Origin of the sequence: Scandinavium sp. M-37, from assembly GCF_043558715.1 — a bacterium.
GTDB lineage: Bacteria > Pseudomonadota > Gammaproteobacteria > Enterobacterales > Enterobacteriaceae > Scandinavium > Scandinavium vulneris_A.
Genome location: NZ_JBIGIN010000009.1, coordinates 14,044 through 34,846, shown reverse-complemented (window position 1 = coordinate 34,846; position 20,803 = coordinate 14,044). Strand labels below are relative to the sequence as shown.

General features: G+C 57.1%; 23 protein-coding genes. 5 read left to right on the top strand and 18 right to left on the bottom strand.

Going from position 1 to position 20,803, the window contains the following annotated elements; genetic code table 11:
* Positions 1-7 precede the first annotated feature (7 nt).
* Entirely contained in the window at positions 8-1,015 is a 1,008-nt protein-coding gene (locus tag ACG0Z5_RS08900; protein WP_394446579.1) for an ABC transporter permease subunit, read from the bottom strand.
* Positions 1,012-2,532 carry a sugar ABC transporter ATP-binding protein gene (locus tag ACG0Z5_RS08895; RefSeq protein ID WP_394446578.1) on the bottom strand — a complete coding sequence of 507 codons (1,521 nt, stop codon included), beginning with the start codon at positions 2,530-2,532 and terminating at the stop codon, positions 1,012-1,014. Before ACG0Z5_RS08895 ends, ACG0Z5_RS08900 begins: the two co-directional genes overlap by 4 nt.
* A gap of 147 nt (positions 2,533-2,679) precedes the next feature.
* Between ACG0Z5_RS08895 and ACG0Z5_RS08890 the strand changes: the two genes are divergently transcribed.
* Complete coding sequence (locus tag ACG0Z5_RS08890; protein WP_394446577.1) at positions 2,680-4,971, top strand: ATP-binding protein; 2,292 nt, start codon at positions 2,680-2,682, stop codon at positions 4,969-4,971.
* Positions 4,972-5,031: 60 nt separating this feature from the next.
* Here ACG0Z5_RS08890 and ACG0Z5_RS08885 read toward each other — a convergent pair whose 3' ends face one another.
* From ACG0Z5_RS08885 to ACG0Z5_RS08875, 3 genes are read right to left on the bottom strand one after another with little or no spacing between them, the layout of a single operon-like run.
* On the bottom strand, positions 5,032-5,469 hold the full coding sequence (locus ACG0Z5_RS08885) for a hypothetical protein (RefSeq protein WP_394446576.1): 438 nt from the start codon (positions 5,467-5,469) through the stop codon (positions 5,032-5,034).
* Entirely contained in the window at positions 5,466-5,822 is a 357-nt protein-coding gene (locus ACG0Z5_RS08880; protein ID WP_394446653.1) for a tlde1 domain-containing protein, read from the bottom strand. The genes ACG0Z5_RS08885 and ACG0Z5_RS08880 overlap by 4 nt, the downstream gene beginning before the upstream one ends.
* A gap of 11 nt (positions 5,823-5,833) precedes the next feature.
* Positions 5,834-6,325 (bottom strand): Hcp family type VI secretion system effector, encoded by a 492-nt coding sequence (locus tag ACG0Z5_RS08875; protein WP_394446575.1) that lies wholly within the window; start codon positions 6,323-6,325, stop codon positions 5,834-5,836.
* Positions 6,326-6,624: 299 nt separating this feature from the next.
* Here ACG0Z5_RS08875 and yjdP point away from each other — a divergent pair, with 299 nt between their 5' ends.
* The 4 genes from yjdP to ACG0Z5_RS08855 all read left to right on the top strand — a co-directional run bounded on the left by yjdP (position 6,625) and on the right by ACG0Z5_RS08855 (position 11,156).
* Positions 6,625-6,939 carry a DDRRRQL repeat protein YjdP gene (gene yjdP / locus ACG0Z5_RS08870; RefSeq protein ID WP_394446651.1) on the top strand — a complete coding sequence of 105 codons (315 nt, stop codon included), beginning with the start codon at positions 6,625-6,627 and terminating at the stop codon, positions 6,937-6,939.
* 184 nt (positions 6,940-7,123) lie between these two features.
* Complete coding sequence (locus ACG0Z5_RS08865; protein ID WP_394446574.1) at positions 7,124-9,754, top strand: hypothetical protein; 2,631 nt, start codon at positions 7,124-7,126, stop codon at positions 9,752-9,754.
* A gap of 608 nt (positions 9,755-10,362) precedes the next feature.
* Complete coding sequence (locus ACG0Z5_RS08860; protein WP_394446573.1) at positions 10,363-10,635, top strand: DUF1471 domain-containing protein; 273 nt, start codon at positions 10,363-10,365, stop codon at positions 10,633-10,635.
* A gap of 191 nt (positions 10,636-10,826) precedes the next feature.
* A complete protein-coding gene (locus ACG0Z5_RS08855; protein WP_394446572.1) occupies positions 10,827-11,156 on the top strand; it encodes a cupin domain-containing protein in 330 nt (109 codons plus the stop codon).
* Positions 11,157-11,184: 28 nt separating this feature from the next.
* Here ACG0Z5_RS08855 and phnP read toward each other — a convergent pair whose 3' ends face one another.
* The 13 genes from phnP to ACG0Z5_RS08790 form a co-directional block, all read right to left on the bottom strand.
* Positions 11,185-11,943 carry a phosphonate metabolism protein PhnP gene (gene phnP / locus ACG0Z5_RS08850; RefSeq protein ID WP_394446571.1) on the bottom strand — a complete coding sequence of 253 codons (759 nt, stop codon included), beginning with the start codon at positions 11,941-11,943 and terminating at the stop codon, positions 11,185-11,187.
* 70 nt (positions 11,944-12,013) lie between these two features.
* Entirely contained in the window at positions 12,014-12,445 is a 432-nt protein-coding gene (phnO, locus tag ACG0Z5_RS08845; RefSeq protein WP_394446570.1) for an aminoalkylphosphonate N-acetyltransferase, read from the bottom strand.
* On the bottom strand, positions 12,435-13,001 hold the full coding sequence (gene phnN, locus ACG0Z5_RS08840) for a ribose 1,5-bisphosphokinase (protein WP_394446569.1): 567 nt from the start codon (positions 12,999-13,001) through the stop codon (positions 12,435-12,437). The genes phnO and phnN overlap by 11 nt, the downstream gene beginning before the upstream one ends.
* Positions 13,001-14,137 carry an alpha-D-ribose 1-methylphosphonate 5-triphosphate diphosphatase gene (gene phnM / locus ACG0Z5_RS08835; RefSeq protein ID WP_394446568.1) on the bottom strand — a complete coding sequence of 379 codons (1,137 nt, stop codon included), beginning with the start codon at positions 14,135-14,137 and terminating at the stop codon, positions 13,001-13,003. The genes phnN and phnM overlap by 1 nt, the downstream gene beginning before the upstream one ends.
* Positions 14,134-14,814, bottom strand: coding sequence for a phosphonate C-P lyase system protein PhnL (gene phnL, locus ACG0Z5_RS08830; protein ID WP_394446567.1), 681 nt, complete (start codon positions 14,812-14,814; stop codon positions 14,134-14,136). The genes phnM and phnL overlap by 4 nt, the downstream gene beginning before the upstream one ends.
* 77 nt (positions 14,815-14,891) lie before the next feature.
* Entirely contained in the window at positions 14,892-15,650 is a 759-nt protein-coding gene (gene phnK / locus ACG0Z5_RS08825; protein ID WP_394446566.1) for a phosphonate C-P lyase system protein PhnK, read from the bottom strand.
* Positions 15,647-16,492, bottom strand: coding sequence for an alpha-D-ribose 1-methylphosphonate 5-phosphate C-P-lyase PhnJ (gene phnJ / locus ACG0Z5_RS08820; RefSeq protein WP_394446565.1), 846 nt, complete (start codon positions 16,490-16,492; stop codon positions 15,647-15,649). The genes phnK and phnJ overlap by 4 nt, the downstream gene beginning before the upstream one ends.
* Positions 16,485-17,549 carry a carbon-phosphorus lyase complex subunit PhnI gene (locus ACG0Z5_RS08815; RefSeq protein ID WP_394446564.1) on the bottom strand — a complete coding sequence of 355 codons (1,065 nt, stop codon included), beginning with the start codon at positions 17,547-17,549 and terminating at the stop codon, positions 16,485-16,487. Before ACG0Z5_RS08815 ends, phnJ begins: the two co-directional genes overlap by 8 nt.
* A complete protein-coding gene (gene phnH / locus ACG0Z5_RS08810; RefSeq protein WP_394446563.1) occupies positions 17,549-18,145 on the bottom strand; it encodes a phosphonate C-P lyase system protein PhnH in 597 nt (198 codons plus the stop codon). The genes ACG0Z5_RS08815 and phnH overlap by 1 nt, the downstream gene beginning before the upstream one ends.
* Complete coding sequence (phnG, locus tag ACG0Z5_RS08805) at positions 18,142-18,594, bottom strand: phosphonate C-P lyase system protein PhnG (RefSeq protein WP_394446562.1); 453 nt, start codon at positions 18,592-18,594, stop codon at positions 18,142-18,144. The genes phnH and phnG overlap by 4 nt, the downstream gene beginning before the upstream one ends.
* Positions 18,595-19,320 carry a phosphonate metabolism transcriptional regulator PhnF gene (phnF, locus tag ACG0Z5_RS08800; RefSeq protein WP_394446561.1) on the bottom strand — a complete coding sequence of 242 codons (726 nt, stop codon included), beginning with the start codon at positions 19,318-19,320 and terminating at the stop codon, positions 18,595-18,597.
* A gap of 157 nt (positions 19,321-19,477) precedes the next feature.
* On the bottom strand, positions 19,478-19,912 hold the full coding sequence (gene yjdN / locus ACG0Z5_RS08795; RefSeq protein ID WP_394446560.1) for a VOC family metalloprotein YjdN: 435 nt from the start codon (positions 19,910-19,912) through the stop codon (positions 19,478-19,480).
* 141 nt (positions 19,913-20,053) lie between these two features.
* Positions 20,054-20,389 (bottom strand): zinc ribbon domain-containing protein YjdM, encoded by a 336-nt coding sequence (locus ACG0Z5_RS08790; RefSeq protein ID WP_394446559.1) that lies wholly within the window; start codon positions 20,387-20,389, stop codon positions 20,054-20,056.
* Positions 20,390-20,803 lie beyond the last annotated feature (414 nt).

The window sequence follows — 20,803 nt, the reverse complement described above, 5'->3', positions numbered from 1 at the left end:
GTTGTTGTTATGCACTTTGATGGTGTCGGGTACGGTATTTGTCGATCAGTACCGCAATGATGATCACCGCCCCTTTGATCACCAGTTGCCAGAAGTAGGAGACGCCCATCAGCGTCATACCGTTGTTAAGCGTGGCGATGATCAGCGCCCCCACCAGCGTGCCGGTGATGGTGCCGATTCCGCCGACAAAACTGGTGCCGCCGAGAATGACCGCCGCGATGGCGTCCAGCTCGTAGCCCATGCCGAGATTGCCGTTGGCGCTGTACAGCCGCGAGGCGCTCATCACCCCGCCCAGCCCCGACAGAAGGCCGCTCATGCCGTAGACAAACAGCAGCACCAGCCACACTTTGATGCCGGTCAGCCGCGCCGCCTGCATATTGCCGCCGACCGCATAGATATGAACCCCGAGCGTGGTGCGGCGCAGAATGAACCAGCACACCGCAATCACCGCCAGGGCAATCACCACCAGCCATGGAATCGGCCCGAGGTAGTTATTACCTATCCACTCAAAGCTGATATTGGAGTTAATGACCGTGGTGCCGTCCGCCAGCAGGTAGGCCGCGCCACGCAGCGCGGTGTAGGTGCCTAGCGTGACGATAAAGGGGGGTAACCCGGCAAAGGCCACCAGTGCGCCGTTGAATAAACCCAGCACCAGGCCGAGCATCAACGCCGCCGGGATCGACAGCAGGGCGAATTCGGGAATGAGTGACACCACCATTGCCGCCACCGCCGTGGTGCCAAGGATCGAACCGACCGACAGATCAATCCCACCGGTCAGAATGATGAAGGTCATCCCTGCCGCCAGCACGATGTTGATCGACGCCTGACGGGTAATGTTGAGCAAATTGCTCTCGGTAAAGAAGTTCGGTGTGATAAAGCCAAACACTGCCACAATCAGGATCAGGATCGGCAAGATCCCCACCGTTTGCATCAGATCGCCCATCAGCATTTTACGGGCCGAAGATTTCGCCACCTGCTGTGGGGAGGGCACGGAGTTCTCTTTTTGCGTGGTCATGGTTGCACCGCCTGGGAATGGGATTCGTTCACGCCGGTCGCCAGCGTCATAATATTTTCCTGTGAGATGTCATGATGTTGCAGCTCACCGGCGATACTGCCTTCGCGCATCACGTACACCCGATCGCTCATGCCGACGATTTCCGGCAGCTCGCTGGAGATCATCAGAATCGCCACGCCCTGACGCGCCATCTGGTTCATGATTCGGTAAATTTCGCTTTTCGCGCCGACGTCCACGCCGCGCGTGGGTTCATCCAGAATCAGGATGCGTGGGCCAATCGCCACCCAGCGGGAGATCAGCAGCTTTTGCTGATTGCCACCCGATAAGCCGCCCGCACGGACCTGCGCATGCGGCACGCGGATATTCAGCAGCTTGATGGCGTCGTCGGAAATGGTTTGTGCTTTTTTGCGGTCGAGCATGCCGTAATGCGCATCGCGCTCCAGCGTCGCCATGGTGATGTTTTCCTGCGCCGCCAGTTCGAGGAACAGCCCCTGTTCTTTGCGGTTTTCGGTGAGGAAACCAATGCCTAAATCAATGGCTTCGCGCGGGGAGTGGATAAGCACCGGTTCGCCATCGACTTCAATCACCCCCCCGGTGGCTTTGCGCACGCCAAATATCAGCTGTGCCAGTTCGGAGCGCCCGGCGCCGACCAGCCCCGCGAGGCCGACGATTTCACCGGATCGCACCAGCAGGCTGCACGGCTGCACTTTGCCGCCGTCGGTGAGATGGTGGACGTTCAGGCGCGGCTTACCGTGCGGGATATCGCGCTCTTTGTTAAACAGATCGCTAAGCGGGCGGCCAACCATCATCCGCACCAGCTCGGAAGCATTGAGTTTGTCGCGGGTCAGGCTGCCGACGTATTGCCCATCGCGCAGAACGCTGACCCGGTCCGACAGTTCGTACACTTCCGCCATGCGGTGGCTGATGTAGATAATCGCCATCCCTTCATCGCGCAGACGCAAAATGAGTTCGAACAGGCGATGGGTTTCACGTGAGGAGAGGGCGGCGGTGGGTTCATCCATCACCAGAATGCGGCTGTTGCGGTGCAGGGCGCGGGCGATTTCCACCTGCTGCTGCTCGGCAATGGTGAGTTTCATCACCCGATCGGTGGCCATGAACTGGGCCCCGAGGCGGTTAATCACCTCCTGCGCCTGAGCGACCATGGCTTTGCGCTGCACCAGCCCGCCGCGCGACAGTTCGCTCCCGAGGAAAATGTTCTCGGCGACGGTCAGGTTCGGCGCAAGCTGCATTTCCTGATATATCAGAGTAATGCCTGCGGCTAAGGCATCCTTCGGGCCTTTAATGGCGTGGGGTTTGCCATCAATCAGGATCTCCCCGCTGGTGGCCGTGTAGGCCCCGGCGAGGATCTTCATCAGCGTGCTTTTTCCGGCACCGTTCTCCCCCATCAGCGCGTGGATTTCACCGGGAAAGACCGTCAGGTCTACCCCTTTCAGCGCATAAAATTTGCCAAAGGCTTTGGCGATGTTGCGCATCTCCAGTACCGGCGTCGGATGCATGGCGGTTCTCCTGCGGGATGGGTCGATATCAGCAGTCCATCACAGGAACGTAAATGCAAAATGTCAGAGGCCGTTCATATTTGTCATAGTGATGAATACACCGCTCTCCCCTCGGGGCGAGGGAGAAAACTATTCGCCGGAGCGACTATGCCACTACGCCGAACGACCTTCCTGACCAGCGCCCGTAGTCGCCTGCTGTTCTTCAACGTGCTGGTGGTGACGGTGACGTTGATGGTCAGTGCGGCGGCGGTGTTGGGGTTCCGTCATGCCAGTCAGATCCAGGAGCAGGTTCAGCAGCAGACCGTGAATGACATGACCGGCAGCATGAATCTGGCGCGTGATACCGCCAACGTAGCGACGGCGGCGGTGCGGCTCTCGCAGGTGGTCGGGGCGCTGGAATACAAAAGTGAAGCGGAGCGATTGCAGGCCATGCAGAAGGCGTTACAACACTCGCTGGACCAGCTCGCCACCGCGCCGCTGGCGACGCGCGTCCCGGAGCTGGTGCAGAGAATCATTCATCGCAGTAATGAATTACAGCAAAGCGTGGCCGGGATGTTACAGCGTGGCCAGCAGCGGCATCTGCAGCGTAATTCACTGCTCAGTGCGCTGTATCAGACTCAAAGCTATCTGCGTCATTTAACCGAGATTAACCCGCGCCAGGGCGATGGCGCGTTGGACGCACGACAATTGCAGGAGATGGACCGGCTGTTAACCGCCGCCATTGAGACGCCGATGCCGCGTTCGGCGGTGCGCCAGCTGGATACGGTGATGCATGGCCTGCCGACCCACAGCGCCGATCCGACGATCGCTTTCATTTTGCCTGATTTCAACGCCGAACTGCGCAAACTTGCCCCACTTTCCCAGCAGTTAGAACAGAGTGATTTGGCGATAAGCTGGTACATGTTCCACATTAAAGCGCTGGTGGCTATCCTCAACGAGGACATTAATCACTACGTGGCGCAGGTGGCGCAATCGTCCGAGCGGCGGGTGACACAAAGCCATCACGAGCTGGGTTCGATCATTGATTTGATCCTCAGTTTTGCCCTGCTGGCGCTGGTGATCACCGGCTTTGCGGGCTGGTATATCTACCGCAATCTGGGCTCGAACCTGACCGCGATTTCGGCGGCGATGACCCGGCTGGCGCACGGTGAGCAGGATGTGTCGGTGCCCGCGCTCCAGCGGCGGGATGAACTGGGAGAACTGGCGCGGGCGTTCAGCGTATTCGCCCGCAATATGGCCTCGCTGGAGCACACCACCCGGCTGCTGAAAGAAAGAACCACCCAGATGGAAATCGGCCGGATCGAACGGCAGGGGCTGGAAGAGGCGCTGCTGCATAGCCAGAAGATGAAAGCGGTCGGGCAGTTGACCGGCGGTCTGGCGCATGATTTCAACAATCTTCTGGCAGTGATTATCGGCAGTCTTGAACTGGTGAAGCCGAATGAACTCGATGCGCCACGTCTTTCACGGGCGCTGAAAGCCGCAGAGCGCGGGGCGTTGCTGACCCAGCGTTTGCTGGCGTTCTCGCGTAAGCAGTCGCTGCATCCTCACGCGGTGGAAATGAAAGGCCTGCTGGAAAACCTCGCTGAGCTGATTCGCCACTCGCTGCCCGCCACCCTGAGCCTGGAAATCGAAGCGCAAACCCCGGCGTGGTCAGCATGGATTGACGTTGGTCAGCTCGAAAACGCGATCATTAACCTGGTGATGAACGCCCGCGATGCGATGGAAGGGCAGGCCGGGGTGATCAAAATTCGCACCTGGAATCAGCGGGTGAACCGCAGCGATGGGCGCAAACAGGATATGGTGGCGTTGGAGGTGATTGATCACGGGTGCGGCATGTCGCAGGACGTAAAAACGCAGGTGTTCGAACCGTTCTTCACCACCAAACAGACCGGCAGCGGTTCCGGGCTGGGCCTGTCGATGGTGTACGGCTTTGTGCGCCAGTCCGGCGGGCGGGTGGAAATTGAAAGCGCGCCGGGCCAGGGCACCACCGTGCGGCTACAGCTGCCCCGCTCGACCCTGAATGCGGTGGAGCGGGGACGTGAAGAGGTGGTGGTCGAAGCACCGCCCGCCGAGCGGCTGGCACTGGTGCTGGAAGACGAGGCCGATGTACGCCAGACCCTATGCGAACAGCTGCACCAGTTGGGTTGGTTGACGCTGGAGGCCACCGACGGCGAACAGGCGATTGCGCTGCTGGCGGCGTCGGAAGATATCGCGATGCTGATAAGCGACCTGATGCTGCCGGGCAGGCTCAGCGGGGCAGAGGTGGTGAATCACGCCCAAACGTATCACCCACAGGTGGCGCTGCTGCTGGTCAGCGGTCAGGATTTACGTCCGCTGCACAACCCTCAACTCCCGGACGTCGAACTGCTGCGCAAACCCTTTACCCGGGCTCAGCTTGCCCAGGCGCTGCGCCAGGCGCAAAGAGGGCAAGCTGTGTGATACGAGAAAGCAAAGGGAGTATTTGAAAGGACCCGACCACGAATGACCGGGTTTATTATTTTATTTAACCTGCCGGGATTTTTCTGCCTTCAGTTCTTCGATAGACGCCTCGAGTATCCAAAGGCATTGCGCACCGTCACTTGTCTCCAGCAGTGCAGACCTCGTGCGCTGATAGAACGTCTCGATCTCCGCCTGTGATTTCTCCGCCGGCGGGGTACAGACCAGATCACTTCCTACCATATGCGGCCACTTTCCAGCGTCAATTATGCGAAGCGCCTGAAGCGTGGCGGTCGTGTTGGTTTTCAGTGCAGCGGACATCGCGTCCTCCAGTTGCTTTGCCTGATGAGCATCAGCTACTGCTGCCAACTCAGGCGTTTTTTTTATCCAGTGCGCGTCGCCTGAGGCCACTCCCTGAATCGCGGCGGGCCAATCAGTAGTACCAACGGCCAGCGCTGGCAGAGCCATTCCCGCCAAGAGCAGAACGGTCAGGTGCTTCATCGCACGACCTCCAGATCGCCACCGTCACGTAGAATCGCTCGCCGCGTTGACAGCGAGAGAATGATGCATCCCGCAGACGCATAACCCGCTGGGCCGTGGATGTGATCGCCATGAATACGAAAATCATCCCTGCCAAAGGTTTCGCCGCTTGTCTGCTCCAGAATTATTGTTACTGGCCCCTTGGATGTTGAGTGCCCTGCGATGTTATACGTCCCGCGTGGAAGAGGGCCCAAACCTTTGACATGCTGGCGTTCAGGATTATTTTTGTTGGTAAGGGCCCCAGAATAACCGGTCTCGATTAATACGCCGTCCTGGTACATTTTTCCGGTTGACTGCTCATACTTCCATCCCATCATATATCTCCTTAAACGGTCACGCGTTCGTTCCAGCTGTCTGAATGAATGATGTTGCCGTCTTTGTAGGTCCAGGTGATTTTTTCGTAAACCAGCTCAATCAACTCGATGTGATTGTGCTTCTCATAGCGCGAGTTTTTTACGTCCAGCATCATTGGGCAGACGCTGACTAACTTGACACCTTCCATCATGGTGGAGAAGTATTCCGCCTCTTGGCCGGCGTCATTGATGCGGTAAAACTTCACCTCAGCGGACTTGAATTTCTGCCCGGTGGTCACGGCCTTGTACAAATACGGGCTGGAGGAGTCGACCTCTTTGTCGAAGGAAAACGGCGAATGGGTTCGGAGACTGGTTGCCTTCCCTGTGTGTTTGTCGGTTGGTTGATTAACTCCATGATTAAGACCAATAATCTCGATTGAGCCCTCGCGCCCATGTACATCAACTGAACCTTTGATTGATGCCCCTCCATCGTCTTTTAGCCACAAATAAGCGGGTATTGCCATCGTGTTTAAATTCCTTTTTGGTGAGTGATGTTAACGTAATCATTAATAGAGCATTATGCGGAAAATATATAACAAAATGATATGTATTGAGGCTGTGAATTGTATTGGATTTTTCTTCGAAGGTATTATTGCATCTATTCATTCACTGCAGGTTTTTATTATCGCCGTGAGAAGGTGCCAGTTTTCTCAGCGGGTGGGGAAAATAGAGATTTGAGCAGCGCCACAATTGAGATTTCTCCGCTACCCGCACACACAGGGGGTGATTACGCTGGCGTCAGTCAACCGCAGAGACTGAAATGATGAAACGTACCGCAATGGCGTTGCTGTTTGGCGCGCTCTCCCTGACCGGCCAGGCACATGCCGATATCATTGATGATGCCATTGGCAACATCCAGCAGGCGATTGGCGACGCCTACAAACCCGACAGTGACCGGGTTTATCACGATTCACATGACGACGCTGAGACTGACAATCGTCCACGCGATCGGCAATATGACGATCGCCGTCGTCAGCTCGAAGACCGTCGCCGACAGCTTGATGACCGCCAGCGTCAGCTCGATCAGGATCGCCGTCAATTAGAAGATGATGAACGCCGTCTGGACGATGATTATTAATATGATTAAAAATCATTACCCTCATTGAAGATAAAAAAACACATGATATCGCGCATGTGTTTTTTGATAGTTAATGACATTACATCCCCCTCCTTCGTTAATAAGATATTTGCTATCAAGCCGCCGGAGACAATACGGAATGGCTGTAGCACCCAACGTCTAACTCTCTAAACGAAGGTATATCATGCAACTTAACTTTACTCTGCAAATTAATAATGACAGCTGGTACCCCACTGTTGAAATTAAGGATTTAAAAACCCTGTCTGGCGATAAGGCCAATATCAATAAAAAACTGGTATTACAATTTACGGCGCCAGGAAAAATGACCTCTGGTGATATTACGGTATCCTCCGATCCGTGGTATGCCTTCGATTCACAAGTAGAATCAAGCGAAATCAGCAATGGCATTTTTGATATCAAAGTCACGCTGGTACCCACTGACGGACAGCTTATCGGCAGCGCCATCACCAATATCCATATGGGGCTGAATAAGTCTTCCGATACCGCCCCGGACTGGTCGACCTTCAGCAACACCTTCTCGGCGGCGGCGGATGAAGAGCCTAACGTGACCGGTTCTCTGGTGGTCAAATGTGCGCAGCTGCCTGCGGGTCTGGAGCAGTCTTCAGCGGAACTTATCCTGACGCGCGGCGATAAAAGTGAGTACCTGACCCTGAAACCGGGCCAGTCGACCGTTTCGCTGCCTGCGGGCACGTACCGTGTTGCGGTCAGCGATTTAAAAACAGAAGACGGTACGCTGCGTGCGCCGGTTAATGTGGACCTTAAAGAAGTCGTGATTAACAAAGGGGCCCAAACGCCGCTCAATGTCACCTTTGGTGCAGTTCAGCACAGCTCTACCCTGGACGTTGTTATTAGTCTGGATGATATTCCAGGCCTGCAAAACGAAGCCTTACAGCTGTCGTATCTGGAAAATGGGGTTGAAACACAGCGCCTTTCCCTGCGTACCGGCGAGACGCTGCGTCTTGAGCAACGTCCGGCGACGGGCCGTTTCGCCCTGCAAGCCCGCTCGCTCAAACTCAATAACGTGGCTTACACTTTTGATGAATTATCCGGCCAGCTCAACGGTCAATATCACGAGGTAAAACTGACCCGGGCGCAGGTTCATCAGACTAATGAATCATTAACCGGGGCTGCGAAGCTCACCCTACACGTCAGCGCGGAGAAAGCGTTGTCGACCACCTTTGATTTACACCTCAGCAATGGCGCGGCTACCCCACGCCGCTATGCGTTCGATAATATTCCGGCGATGCAGGCAACCTCCCCACAAACCGTGGCGCTGATCCCGGATACCTACACCATTGAAACGGGCTCATTCGTCAACAATGGCACGGTATATTATGTGGATGTCAGCCCGAATCCGCTGGTGGTGAAGGCTAATACCCCGGTCCAGCTGAACGTGAATATCGTCGAAGGGGCCAATCTGCAGGTAAAAGGTTTCCCGGACTACCTGACCTTTGGTGGCTGCGCGGATATGTCGCCGAGCAACGTGGATGACTTAGCCGAAGCGCGCGTGACCTCGGTATTTAAATATTCCGGTGATGACGGCATGGGCGATGCGGGCGGGTATCTCGATCCGGCCAAAGAACCAACGTCTAAAATTATCGAAATGGCGCGTAATGTTTCCGCCAAAACCAGCGATACGGTGATCCCGTTCATGGTGTCTTACACCTGTAACCTGTCGCTGGGGGATGTGCCGAACATCATCAAAGATCCGGTTCGCCATCAGTACAGCTTCGCCAACTTTATTCAGTCGCTGAAAATGGCTCAGGCGACCCAGGATGCGGCCCATCCGGTTCCGGCGGGCTATATCGTTAACCCGGATTATCTGGGCGAATGTCAGAAGTACGGCTATGCGCCGACCTACCCGATTCCGGTGCGCAAGCCGTTGTCTGATGCCATGGCTCATCATGGTGTGAACGTGGCGATCCCGGCGGGGATCACCGACACGCTGAAAGGCTACATCAAAGCGGTGAACTGGCTGGTTCGCGTAGTGGCGCCGGACGTCGTGCTCGGTTGGCAGATTAACCTGTGGAGCGTCGGCGGTTCGCAGTGGGTCTACAACGACTTTAGCTACGATGATGTGTTCGATGCCACCGACGGTCAGCATAAAAAAATGACCATCACCCCAGAACTGGCGGGCAAACTGAGCGCCGATTACGCGCTGCTGGTTGGCGTTTTTGAGGACACCGAATATCAGCAGGCGAATGGCCAAACTGCGATAGCAAAAGGCGCTGATTTTATGGCCGCTGACCGCTATGAAGCCGATGACTTCACGGGCCGCGCCTTTAACAACGGCTATTGCTATTCGCCAAACGAGTGGGATCGCACCTTTGATTTCTGTGCATCGCTGAGTCGCCATTTGCGCAAACCGGTTATGCCGTGGCAGATCCCGGCCAGCCGTCTGGCAACTCAGGACGAGCAGGTAGGCGAGATGGAAGCACAGTTCTGGGGCACCGGCGGCAGCTATCTGATGGGCCATCCGGAGATTGGTGATTCGGTCGAGGCCATTAATGAGAAGTTGCTCAACCTCAACTTCCTCGATGTACATGCCGCGATGATGGGCCACACGGCGCGCGAGCTGTTTAACCGACACGCGTTCGATGTCTCGCAGCCGAAATATCAGGACTTCCCGGCGCGCGGTATTTTCCACGTGCAGGTCGGCGGCGGGGCCACCACCGGGGTGGTGAGTGCGGTCAACAATAACAGCAGTAGCTGGATGCGTCCGCGACTCAAAGCCTACCGTCAACATCCGCTTGCCTTTGAAAACAACCGGGCAGTCGATAAAGCGAAGAAGTAAACGTCACGGCAAGCCCCGCAACAGTCGGGGCTTGTTCTATGACAATCATGATTACCGGCGTCGCTATCTTTTTGCTGCAGGGATCTTCGTATTGAGCAACATTACCAGTAGCCCAGTCAACACGGTGGATAGCAGGCTAATGACAGCCAGCGTCAGCAGCAAGGTCAGACAAATTTCCGCTGAAAAGTGTTGCCAGTGCCGCAGAGCAGATAAATGGGTTATCGACAGTAGCCAGCGCCACTGCGACAGAGAGTAAAACAGCGTGAGAAACAACGTTGGCAGAGATAAAGGTATTATTAGTACGGTAATAATCATAGGCGTTATTCTATATCCGTAGTTATATTTATCTGGTGCTCCTGTAGTGACTATTTCACACATAGTGGGTGAAGTCCTGATGAAATTTTCTGGGTTTCGCCACTCATCCGCAAAAATGACCCCCCTATCCTCGCCAATACTGCTTTTCTATTTTTCCCAAAAGTAAAGGTTAACTTTTTTGTTATGTTTTGTTTATGCTTTGGTGATACATAACACGCAGTGCTTAATTAGTGTTGACTGTGAGGAACGGGTAATGACGTCACTTTCACAATGGTAATCACAGGAAGGTAAACATGATCATGAATAAAAAAGTCGCTTTTGCAGCACTGATGTCTGTGAGCACGCTGTCATTCGCTGCAACCGAAATTCGTGATACTGAAATGGCAAATATGGACGAGAAAATCGGCAATATCTCGGTAAATGTCAAAAATGGTACCTTTGAAGAAGCGATGACGGCACTGAGCAAAGAAGCCGATCAGAAAGGGGCCGGGTATTACCATATTACTTCTTTTGAACGTGCTGGAATGGGCAACGACGTCAGGGCAACAGCGATAATCTATAAATAACGACTTTTCCCTGGGTGAGCCTTGGACTGTGATATATCCCGTGTGCCATATCACAGTTCTTTTTTAAGACCTGCTGCGTAGCGTTATCTACAAAACCCAGTACGGATATTTTTCCGCAGTCAATAAAATATTGAATGCCATCAGAAGTACAAGTCAAACAACACAATATATAACGACAGGACGGTATAACAATGAGCAAACAGGAAAATACGCTGCAATTTGGTGATGTGAGTATCCAGATCCTCAGCAACAGCGATGAGTTAACGGTGGCTGAGGTGGCGCTGCCTGCGGGAGCCGTGGCGAGCATCCATCAACATCCCCACGAAGAAGTGAACTATGTGGTGAGCGGCGTACTGGATTTTATGTGTGATGGCGAGGTAACCACGCTGCGTGCCGGGGAAGCGATGCGCGTTCCGCCTAATCAGCCGCACAATATTACCTGCCACCCGGATGCGCCGGGGGTGGTGCTGTCGGCCTGGTCGCCGTCGCGTCAGGATCTGATCGCCAAACTAGCGAAGTAATTCTACCCGCCCGGTCAGAAGCCGGGCGTTAATCCAGCCCGATCGTCATCCCGTCGTACCCCGCTTCAACACCTTCCGGCAGTGAGTTTTCCATTAACCACAGGTCAAACTGATGGCTGATATGGGTCAGGATAACCCGCGGGCAGCGCACGATCGCGTTGATCGCCAGCACGGCGTTCAGATCGCCATGGTTACGCGGAGTTTGCGCCTTGGGTTCGTGGCTACAGTCGATAACCATCACCTGCGGATGATTGTTCAGCAGAAATTTCAGCGTTTTTTCCGGCAGCCCGGCGGTGTCTGACAGCCACGCCACCCGGCTGTGTGCCGACTCCAGCAGGTAGCCGAAGGTGAGTTTTGAATGAATCAGCGGCAGCGGCGTGACCCGCAGGCCTTGCAGGTCGAAGGCCACGAACGGCTCGACGGTATGGCTGAAATCGAGCAGGCCCGGATGTTTGAATAAATCATCGCAGCCCTGTTCATCCGGCGGCCCGTAGACCGGGATTTTTTCACCCACGCCCCAACGCAACGGGAACAGGCCCTGGACGTGATCCATATGGTAATGGGTGAGTAAAAACTGGCGGAAGCTACCGGCGGGATAGTGGTCCATCAGGTCAGGAATGCCTGCATCCAGCAGGGTGACCGCGTCGTTATAACGCACCTCTGCGCTGCACGGGCGGCGGCGATGGGATTCGTCCTGCCGCGCCCGACGGCACGCCGCGCAGTCGCAGCCAAAGACCGGCACCAGCTGTGCGCCGCCGGTGCCGGTTAAGCGTAGGGTCAGGCTCATCTTTCATTCCTCAGTCAGACTGCCCGGCGGCACTGCGTTTGCCGGGCCTACAAAACTGCGTTTACCGGGCTTACAGGGGCTTTTTGAAACGGAAATGGCTCTGCTGATAACCTTCGCGCAGGTAAAAACGGTGCGCGTCGGTGCGGACTTTCCCGCTGGACAGCTCCATCAGGCTCGCGCCGCTGCGGCGGGCTTCGTCTTCCGCCCACCTCAACAACTGCTGGCCGATATTCATTCCGCGCATCTGCGGCAGAATTACCAGTTCCTGAATTTCCCCAATCCAGCAGTTCAGGTTCAGCGGGAACATCACTTGCAGGCCGATAAGCCCGACGACTTCCCCGTTGACCCACGCCAGCTGATAGCGCTGGCTCGGATGGTTAAGATTCGCGGCAAAACCCGCCGCGAAGGTCTGTCTGTCGTACGCTTTCTGCTTCAGTTCACAGATAAGGCCGTACACCGCATCGGTGTCATCGAGGGTGGCGCGGCGAAGTTCACAGGGCATGCTGGCTCTCTTTCTGGTTGCCGTGGGCGCGTATCAGGCGCAAAAAGGTCTCCACAGACTGTAGCAGACTGCCGTCGTTGTTCAGCGTTAAACAGTCGCTGAGCGTATAGCGCGCGGCCCGGTCCAGGCGCTGCTCTATCTCCTGCTCCGTTTCACGCCCGCGCTGTTGCAGGCGTTGACGCAACACGTCCGGCGAGACCTGTAAACACACGGGCAGTAAAGCCGCGCCATAGCGGGCTTTGGTTTGCGCTAAATGGGCGCGTGAACCGTTGACCACTACGTCAAAACCCGCATGCAGCCAGACGTCGATTTCGATCCCCACCCCGTAATAAAGATTGTTGGCATGCCAGCTCAGGGCGAACAGCTGGCGCTCGGCGCGGGTGAAAAATTCGTGTTCGCTCAGGGCGATATGGTTTTCACTGCCCGCGCTGGCCGGGCGGGTGATGTAGCGATGTGCAACCAGCATCTGCGCGTGTTCCTGCTGACGTAATGCCGCCAGCAGACTGTCCTTCCCGGACCCGGAGGGGCCGACTAACCAGATAAGCCGTCCCGTCATCAGAAGACCCTCTTGCCCTGGCGCCAGACGTGGTCGATGTGGACGTGGTCACCTTTGCGATGAGCCAGCACCAGATCGGCGCGTTTGCCTTCTGCAATCGTTCCCCGGTCGCTCAGATTCAGCGCCCGGGCCGGGTTGCGCGTTACCAGATGAATGGCCTGCGGCAGGCTGTAGGCATTGCGGGCGTCGTCGGCAATGCGAAACGCGGCGTCGAGCAGGCTGGCGGGATAATAGTCGGAGGAGAGGATATCCAGCAGCCCGCGTGAGGCCAGCTCATGCGCCGCCACGTTGCCGGAGTGCGACCCACCGCGCACGATGTTCGGCGCGCCCATCAGCACATTCATGCCATGCTCACGTGAGGACTCCGCCGCGTCGAAGGTGGTGGGAAACTCGGCGATCACGCTGCCAATGTCATGGGATTCGACCACGTGCGCATGGGTAGCATCATCGTGGCTGGCGAGCGCGATATCACGCGCCCGGCAGGCCGCAGAAATCGCCAATCGGTTAGGCTGCGACCATTCGGCGGCAAGCTGAAGCTGATCTTCTTCAAAACGAACCATCTGCTCATCGGTTAGATGATATTTGCCCTGATAATACTCGCGATATTTGGAACGGTCGGCGTATTGACGCTGGCCCGGGGAGTGATCCATCAGCGACACCAGCGACACCAGCTCGCGGTCAACCAGCTTCTCGAACAGCGGCAGGGTGGTGAAGTGCGGCAGTTCGCAGCGCAGATGCAGCCGGTGCTCGGCGCGGTTCAGGCCGCGTTTTTGCGTGTCTTCAATGGCGTTGATCATCTTCTCTAAATTTTCCAGCCGGTCGCCGCCGTCCCGTACATCGCCTATCGCCACCGCGTCCAGCACGGTAGTGATGCCGCTGGCGACCATCAGCGCGTCGTGGCTGCTCATTGCCGAATGCGCGGGCCAGTCGACTTTCGGGCGCGGGGTGAAGAATTTATCCAGATTATCGGTGTGCAGCTCGATCAAGCCCGGCAGCAGCCAGCCGCCTTCGCCGTCCATCGCCTGCGGGCTTTGGCTCTGGGTTTCGGCGAAGGTGCGGATAATGCCGTCCTGTACGTCGACCGAGCCGTGAACCACTTCATCTTCAAGCACTAATTTCACGTTGTTGATAATCATGCTGCGGTTCCCATCGGGTGGAGACGGTCGGCGACGCGACTGCGCACCGCGTGATCATGGAAAATGCCGACGATGGCCGCGCCGCGCGCTTTGGCTTCGTCGATAAGCTCAACCACGGCGGCGCTGTTTTTGGCATCCAGCGAGGCGGTGGGTTCGTCCAGTAGCAGAATCGGGTAGTCGACCACGAAGCCGCGGGCGATGTTCACCCGCTGCTGTTCGCCGCCGGAAAAGGTCGACGGCGCAAGGTGCCACAGGCGCTCCGGCACGTTGAGACGCGTGAGCAGGCTGGCGGCTTTCGCGCGGCACGTTTCCTTCGGTACGCCTAAATCGAGCAGCGGCTGCATCACCACGTCGAGGGCTGAAATGCGGGGGATCACCCGCAGAAACTGGCTGACCCAGCCGATGGTGCCTTTGCGCACTTCCAGCACTTTGCGCGCCGGGGCGGTGACCAAGTCCACCCATTCGTCGTTGTGCTTGATGTGGATGTGACCTTCATCGGGCAGGTAATTGGCATACAACGAGCGCAGCAGGGTCGATTTTCCGCTGCCCGAATGGCCGTGAAGCACCACGCACTCTCCGGCGTTGACCGTTAGCGAGGCTTTGTAGAGCACCGGCAGGTTGATCCCGTTTTGGTGATGCAGGACGAAGGTTTTACTCAGGTTTTCAACGCGAATCATTTTGGCCTCTTATTTATGATTGTCGGATGGCGGCTGGCGCCTTATCCGGCCTACTCATGTGCGCCATCAGGCAAAAGTCAGTTCTGCAAAACGGAGGAGACCAGCAGCTGGGTGTACGGATGAAGCGGATCGTCGAGCACGCGATCGGTTAATCCACTTTCCACCACCTGACCGGCTTTCATCACCATCAGGCGGTCCGCCAGCAGGCGCGCCACGCCCAAATCATGGGTGACAATTACCACCGCCAGATCCAGTTCCACCACCAGGCCACGCAGCAGGTCGAGCAGGCGCGCCTGCACCGATACGTCCAGGCCGCCGGTCGGCTCGTCCATAAACACCAGCTTCGGATGAGTGACCAGGTTGCGGGCGATTTGCAGACGCTGCTGCATCCCGCCGGAGAAGGTGGTGGGCAGCTCATCAATGCGCGAGGATGGGATTTCGACCGCCTCCAGCCATTGCGAGGCGGTCTCGCGGATGTTGCCGTAGTGGCGTGCGCCGGTGGCCATCAGGCGTTCGCCGATATTGCCACCCGCCGACACCTGACGACGCAGGCCGTCCATGGGATGCTGATGCACCACGCCCCATTCGGTGCGCAGCAGGCGGCGGCGTTCGCCTTCCGACATGCCGTACAGCGATTGATTCTGATACACGACCTCACCCTGCTGCGGTGCGAGTCGCGCGGAAATGGACTTCAGCAGGGTGGTTTTGCCGGAGCCGGATTCACCGACAATCCCCAGCACTTCGCCCGGCCACAGCTCAAATGAGACGTCGCTAAAGCCTTTGCCCGGCGCATAAAGATGGGTCAGGTTATTGACCGAAAGTAACGGCTGATTCATTGACTTAACGCCTCGCTCTGTTGGCGGCAGTAATCGGTATCGGAGCAGACAAACATCCGTTTGCCGGTGTCATCGAGTACCACTTCATCGAGATAGCTGTGGCGCGAGCCGCAGATGGCACAGGGTTCGTCCCAGGCCTGCACCGTAAACGGGTGATCGTCGAAATCGAGGCTTTCCACTTTGGTGTACGGCGGCACGGCGTAGATGCGTTTTTCGCGTCCGGCACCGAACAGCTGCAATGCGGGCATGCGGTCCATTTTCGGGTTATCGAATTTCGGGATGGGCGAAGGATCCATCACGTAGCGATCGTTGACCTTCACCGGGTAGGCGTAGGTGGTGGCGATATGGCCGAAGCGGGCGATGTCTTCATACAGTTTCACCTGCATCACGCCGTACTCTTCCAGGGCGTGCATGGTGCGGGTTTCGGTTTCGCGCGGTTCGATAAAGCGCAGCGGTTCCGGGATCGGCACCTGGAAGATGAGGATCTGATCTTCGGTCAGCGGCGTTTCCGGGATCCGGTGGCGGGTCTGGATCAGCGTTGCGTCTTCTGTGCGTTCGGTGGTGTTCACCCCGGTGACACGTTTAAAAAAGTTGCGGATTGAGACGGCGTTGGTGGTGTCATCCGCGCCCTGGTCGATCACTTTCAGCACGTCGGCTTCGCCAATCACGCTGGCGGTGAGCTGAATGCCGCCGGTGCCCCAGCCGTAAGGCATCGGCATTTCACGCCCACCGAACGGTACCTGATAGCCCGGAATGGCGACGGCTTTCAGGATCGCGCGGCGGATCATGCGCTTGGTCTGTTCGTCGAGATACGCGAAGTTATAGCCGCTGAGATTAGCCACGATTGCGCTCCTGTTGCAGGCGTTTGAGCAGTTCCAGTTCGGCCTGGAAATCGACATAGTGCGGAAGCTTGAGGTGCGAGACGAACCCGGCGGCTTCGACGTTATCGGCGTGGGACAGCACAAACTCTTGGTCCTGCGCCGGGCCCGCAATATGTTCGTCGTAGTCCGGGGCCTGTAGCGCGCGGTCCATCAGCGCCATCGCCATCGCTTTCCGCTCGCTGAGGCCAAATACCAGCCCGTAACCGCGCGTAAAGTGCGGGGCAACCTCTTCCGGGGCGACGAAGCCGTTCACCATTTCGCATTCGGTCATCAGCAGTTCCCCGACGTTCACCGCAAATCCCAGCTCTTCCGGCACAATGTCGACATCAACGTGGCCGCTGCGGATTTCTCCGGCGAAGGGGTGGTTACGGCCATAGCCGCGCTGCGTGGAGTAGGCCAGCGCCAGCAGATACCCTTCGTCCCCGCGCATCAGCTGTTGCAGACGTGAGGCGCGGGAGCAGGGGTAAACCGGCGGAGTGCGGGTGATATCGTCCGGCGTTTGACCGCTATCTTCTTCCACGTTGGCCAGTCCCTGGCGCGTCAACAGGCTGAAGACGTGCGGGGAGGCGACAGGCGGTTGTGCGCTGCTGGCAACCGCCGGGGTTTCGCCGTTCGCCAGCAGGGTGAAATCGAGCAGGCGGTGGGTGTAATCGTAGGTCGGGCCGAGCAGTTGGCCGCCGGGCACGTCTTTGTACACCGCCGAGATACGGCGTTCGAGGCGCATGTCGGCGGTGTTAATCGGCTCACTCACCGCCAGACGCGGGAGCGTGGTGCGGTAGGCGCGCAGCAGAAAAATAGCTTCGACGTTATCGCCGCTGGCCTGTTTCAGCGCCAGGGCCGCCAGTTCGCGGTCGGCGATACCGCCTTCGGTCATCACCCGGTCAACGGCCAGATTGAGCTGCTGTTCTATTTGCGCCACGCTCAGTTCGGGAAGCTGCGTATCACCGCGGCGTTTCTGTTCCTGTAGGGCGTGCGCGGCGGCGATCGCCTTTTCGCCCCCTTTGACGGCAACGTACATCAGCAAACCTCCACGTACGTGGTGCGCGGGATAGCCAGCAGGCGGTCGCCGCAGGTGAGGATCAGATCAACGCCCAGCGGGAACGGGTGCGGGCGCTCGGTCAGTTCGTGAATAATGCATTCCGGCAACTGCGGGGCGATCATCCGCTCTTCGTTGATGCCCGCCCCGGTGAGACGCAGCATTCGGCCGCCGCTCAGGCTGCTGAGCTGGACAATCAGCGTGGCGCTGGTTTCCGGGGCGATGGCGCTGCCCGCCGACAGGGCATTCAGCTGTTCGGTACTGATGGACGCGTCGGTTACCGCAAACAGCGCGTGCTGCGGCTGGCTGACCAACGGGGCGTTGGTGTGAAAACGCAGGTTCTGGCGGGCAATATCGTTATCCAGCGAGGCTGACAACCACACCGGGGTGTCGTTATCCGCCAGGGTCAGCAGCACGCTGGTGGTGGCCGGGGAGAGCGGCTGCCAGCCGTGCTTATGCTGATGCAGCGAGACGATCACCCCCGGTTCGCTCATGGCTTTGAGCAGACGACGGAAACTGTGTTGGGCATCCTGCACTGGAAGAGGGAAGGCGGTTTTTAGTTCGGTAGAAAGCGTCATGCGTTGTCTCCACGCACTAAGGTAAAGAAGTCGACCCGGCTGGCGTTCACTTCAGCGTGGCGGGCAGCGAGGCGCGCTTCGCGATCGGCTTCCAGCGGGGCAATCAGGGTTTCCATCAGCGTCTGGAAGTGGCTCTGGGTTTGCAGCAGCGCATCGAGTGCGGCACAGCGTTCGGCGTGGGCTTTATCGCGGCCCAGCACCCAGCTGTAGCCCAGCGTGCCGTCGCTAAGCCGCACGGTGGCACGGGTCAGCGTGGCATCCCCGGCGAAGAAGCGAGATCCGGTGGCACCCATCCGCGCCTGGATTTGCACCAGCCCGCTTTCCGGGGCGCGGAGGATTTCATACTCCGGGGACAGCTTCAGCGCCTGCATTCGGGCGGCGAGCTGCGCCGGGTCGCTGTGGGCCAGGGCCGATATCCAGCGCTGGCGAGTTGCAATATCGAAAGGCATTCAGTGCTCCATGGTGAATTCAATCATGTCGGCGCGGGTCAGGCTGACGGAGTATTCCGTCGCGTTGGTCTCACCGTCACGATGGTTCAGGGTGCGCACGCAAAGCAGCGGCGCCATGTTGGGGATTTCCAGAACCTTGCTCTCTTTGGCCTGGGCACGACGGGCGCTGATGCGCGTTTGCGTGCGTTTCAGGTTCAGGGCCAGTTCATGTTGCAGAAAATCATGCAGCGAGCCGCTGTCGAAGCGCTGAAGCGCGGGCCAGAAGCACATGTCCGAGAAATAGTGATCGATAAGGCACAGCGCGATGCCGTTGACCCGGCGCAGGGTGCGCAGGTGAATGACGTTATCGCCCTCCTGGATCCCCAGCGCATCGGCGACGTGACCGGAGGCCGGGCGCAGCACCGAGAGCAGTTTTTCGCTGGTGGGATGGCTGCCCTGGTCGAGCAGATTCTGGCTGAAGCGCGCCTGGGCGTTGAGCGGGTAGTCGAACGGGCGCATCAGCACCAGCACACCAATTCCCTGCCGACGCTGCACCCAGCCTTTTTCCACCAGTTGATCGATGGCGCGACGCAGGGTGTGGCGGTTGACGTCAAAGCGGGCGGCCAGCTGATGTTCGGCGGGAAGATAGTCCCCGCAGCGATACTGGCTGCGCAGTTCCTGTTCGAGCCGGGCGGCAATTTCCTCGTAACGCGTCGGGTAACTGGTCGGATGTCTGGACAGGTGCATGATTCAGGCCTCATCGGGGTTTACGTGGCGGGGGCGCCACTGAATCTGCCGACATCGTGACGTGGCAATATGACAGCGCGGTTAAGGCACAGTGAATGAACGATGAACAGTTGAGGTAAGGCGTGTGACAGGGCGAGCGGCCTCGCCCCGGGAGGGATTACTGCGGTTGTTTGACGACGTTGATCATCCACGGCACGCCGAATTTATCGACCACTTTGCCAAAGCCGTGGGCCCAGAAGGTTTCCTGCCACTCCATTTCGACTTTCCCGCCCTCGGCGAGGGCATCGAACCAGCCTTTTCCTTCGTTGACGTCCTGGGTGTCGAGCACCAGGGTAAAGCCGGAATAGCTGACGCTGCCGGTCATCCCGTCGCTCATCATTATCTCACTGCCCGCAATGCGGACGTTGGAGTGGGCGATGGCATCGGGGGGGAAAACCATACCGGAAGGGCAGCCGTCTTCGCTGTTCTGATCGGCTGTTGGCATTTCGCCAAAGGTCATTTTGTAACCCAGCTCTGCGTGAAGTGCCTGCTGATAAAACGCATGGGCTTCGGCGCAGTTACCGGAAAAAGAGATATAGGGGCTTAAGGGCATAACCATAACCTCGGATAAGGAGTACCCGATAAGTGTAGTTACGGCGGGGGAAAGTAACCAAGCGGTAGTTTTTTGTTCAACCCACAGCGAGGTACGTTGAAGGCCCGGCAAGCGAGCGCCGCCGGGCGGTGTGGCGAGGGTTTAGTTCTTTTTAACGAACTCAGATTTCAGCTTCATTGGGCCAAAACCGTCAATTTTGCAGTCGATGTTATGATCGCCTTCAACGAGGCGGATATTCTTTACTTTGGTACCGATTTTTAACATCGAAGAGCTGCCTTTAACTTTTAAGTCTTTCACCACGGTGACGCTGTCGCCGTCGGCCAGCAGGTTACCGTTGGCATCTTTAACGATCAGCACATCGCTGTCCTGTGCAGGCTCGGCGTCGTTCCACTCATGGGCGCACTCAGGGCAGATGAACATGCCATTGTCTTCATAGGTGTATTCGGAATTGCATTTCGGGCAGTGTGGCAGAGACATAGTAACCTCGTAATAATTGAAAACGCGCCACAGACCGTGCAAACCGCCGCTGAGCGCTAAAAGTATGACTCATTATACCGCAAGTCCTTACGGTTGTCGGGACTATTTGCCGGTCGCCCTGTACAGTCCACGGGCCTTTGTACACATTTTGATATTTCGAAATTGCCGAGCAATGGCGTTTGCGTTATGGTGAGGATCGCATTTCTGAATATTACTCAGTGCTATTTTACCTACACTTTTTCGTAGGGGGATTTATATGCAATATATCCTGTCGAATGTTGTATATAGCGATAATCTGTATATCTCCTGATTTCTTACGTGCTGCATTCCTTTGCCCGGCACTGATAATTATATAAGAAATAAAATCGGGAAATTAAAAAAGTCTGACCAATAAAAGTTATAAAATTTGCGTTA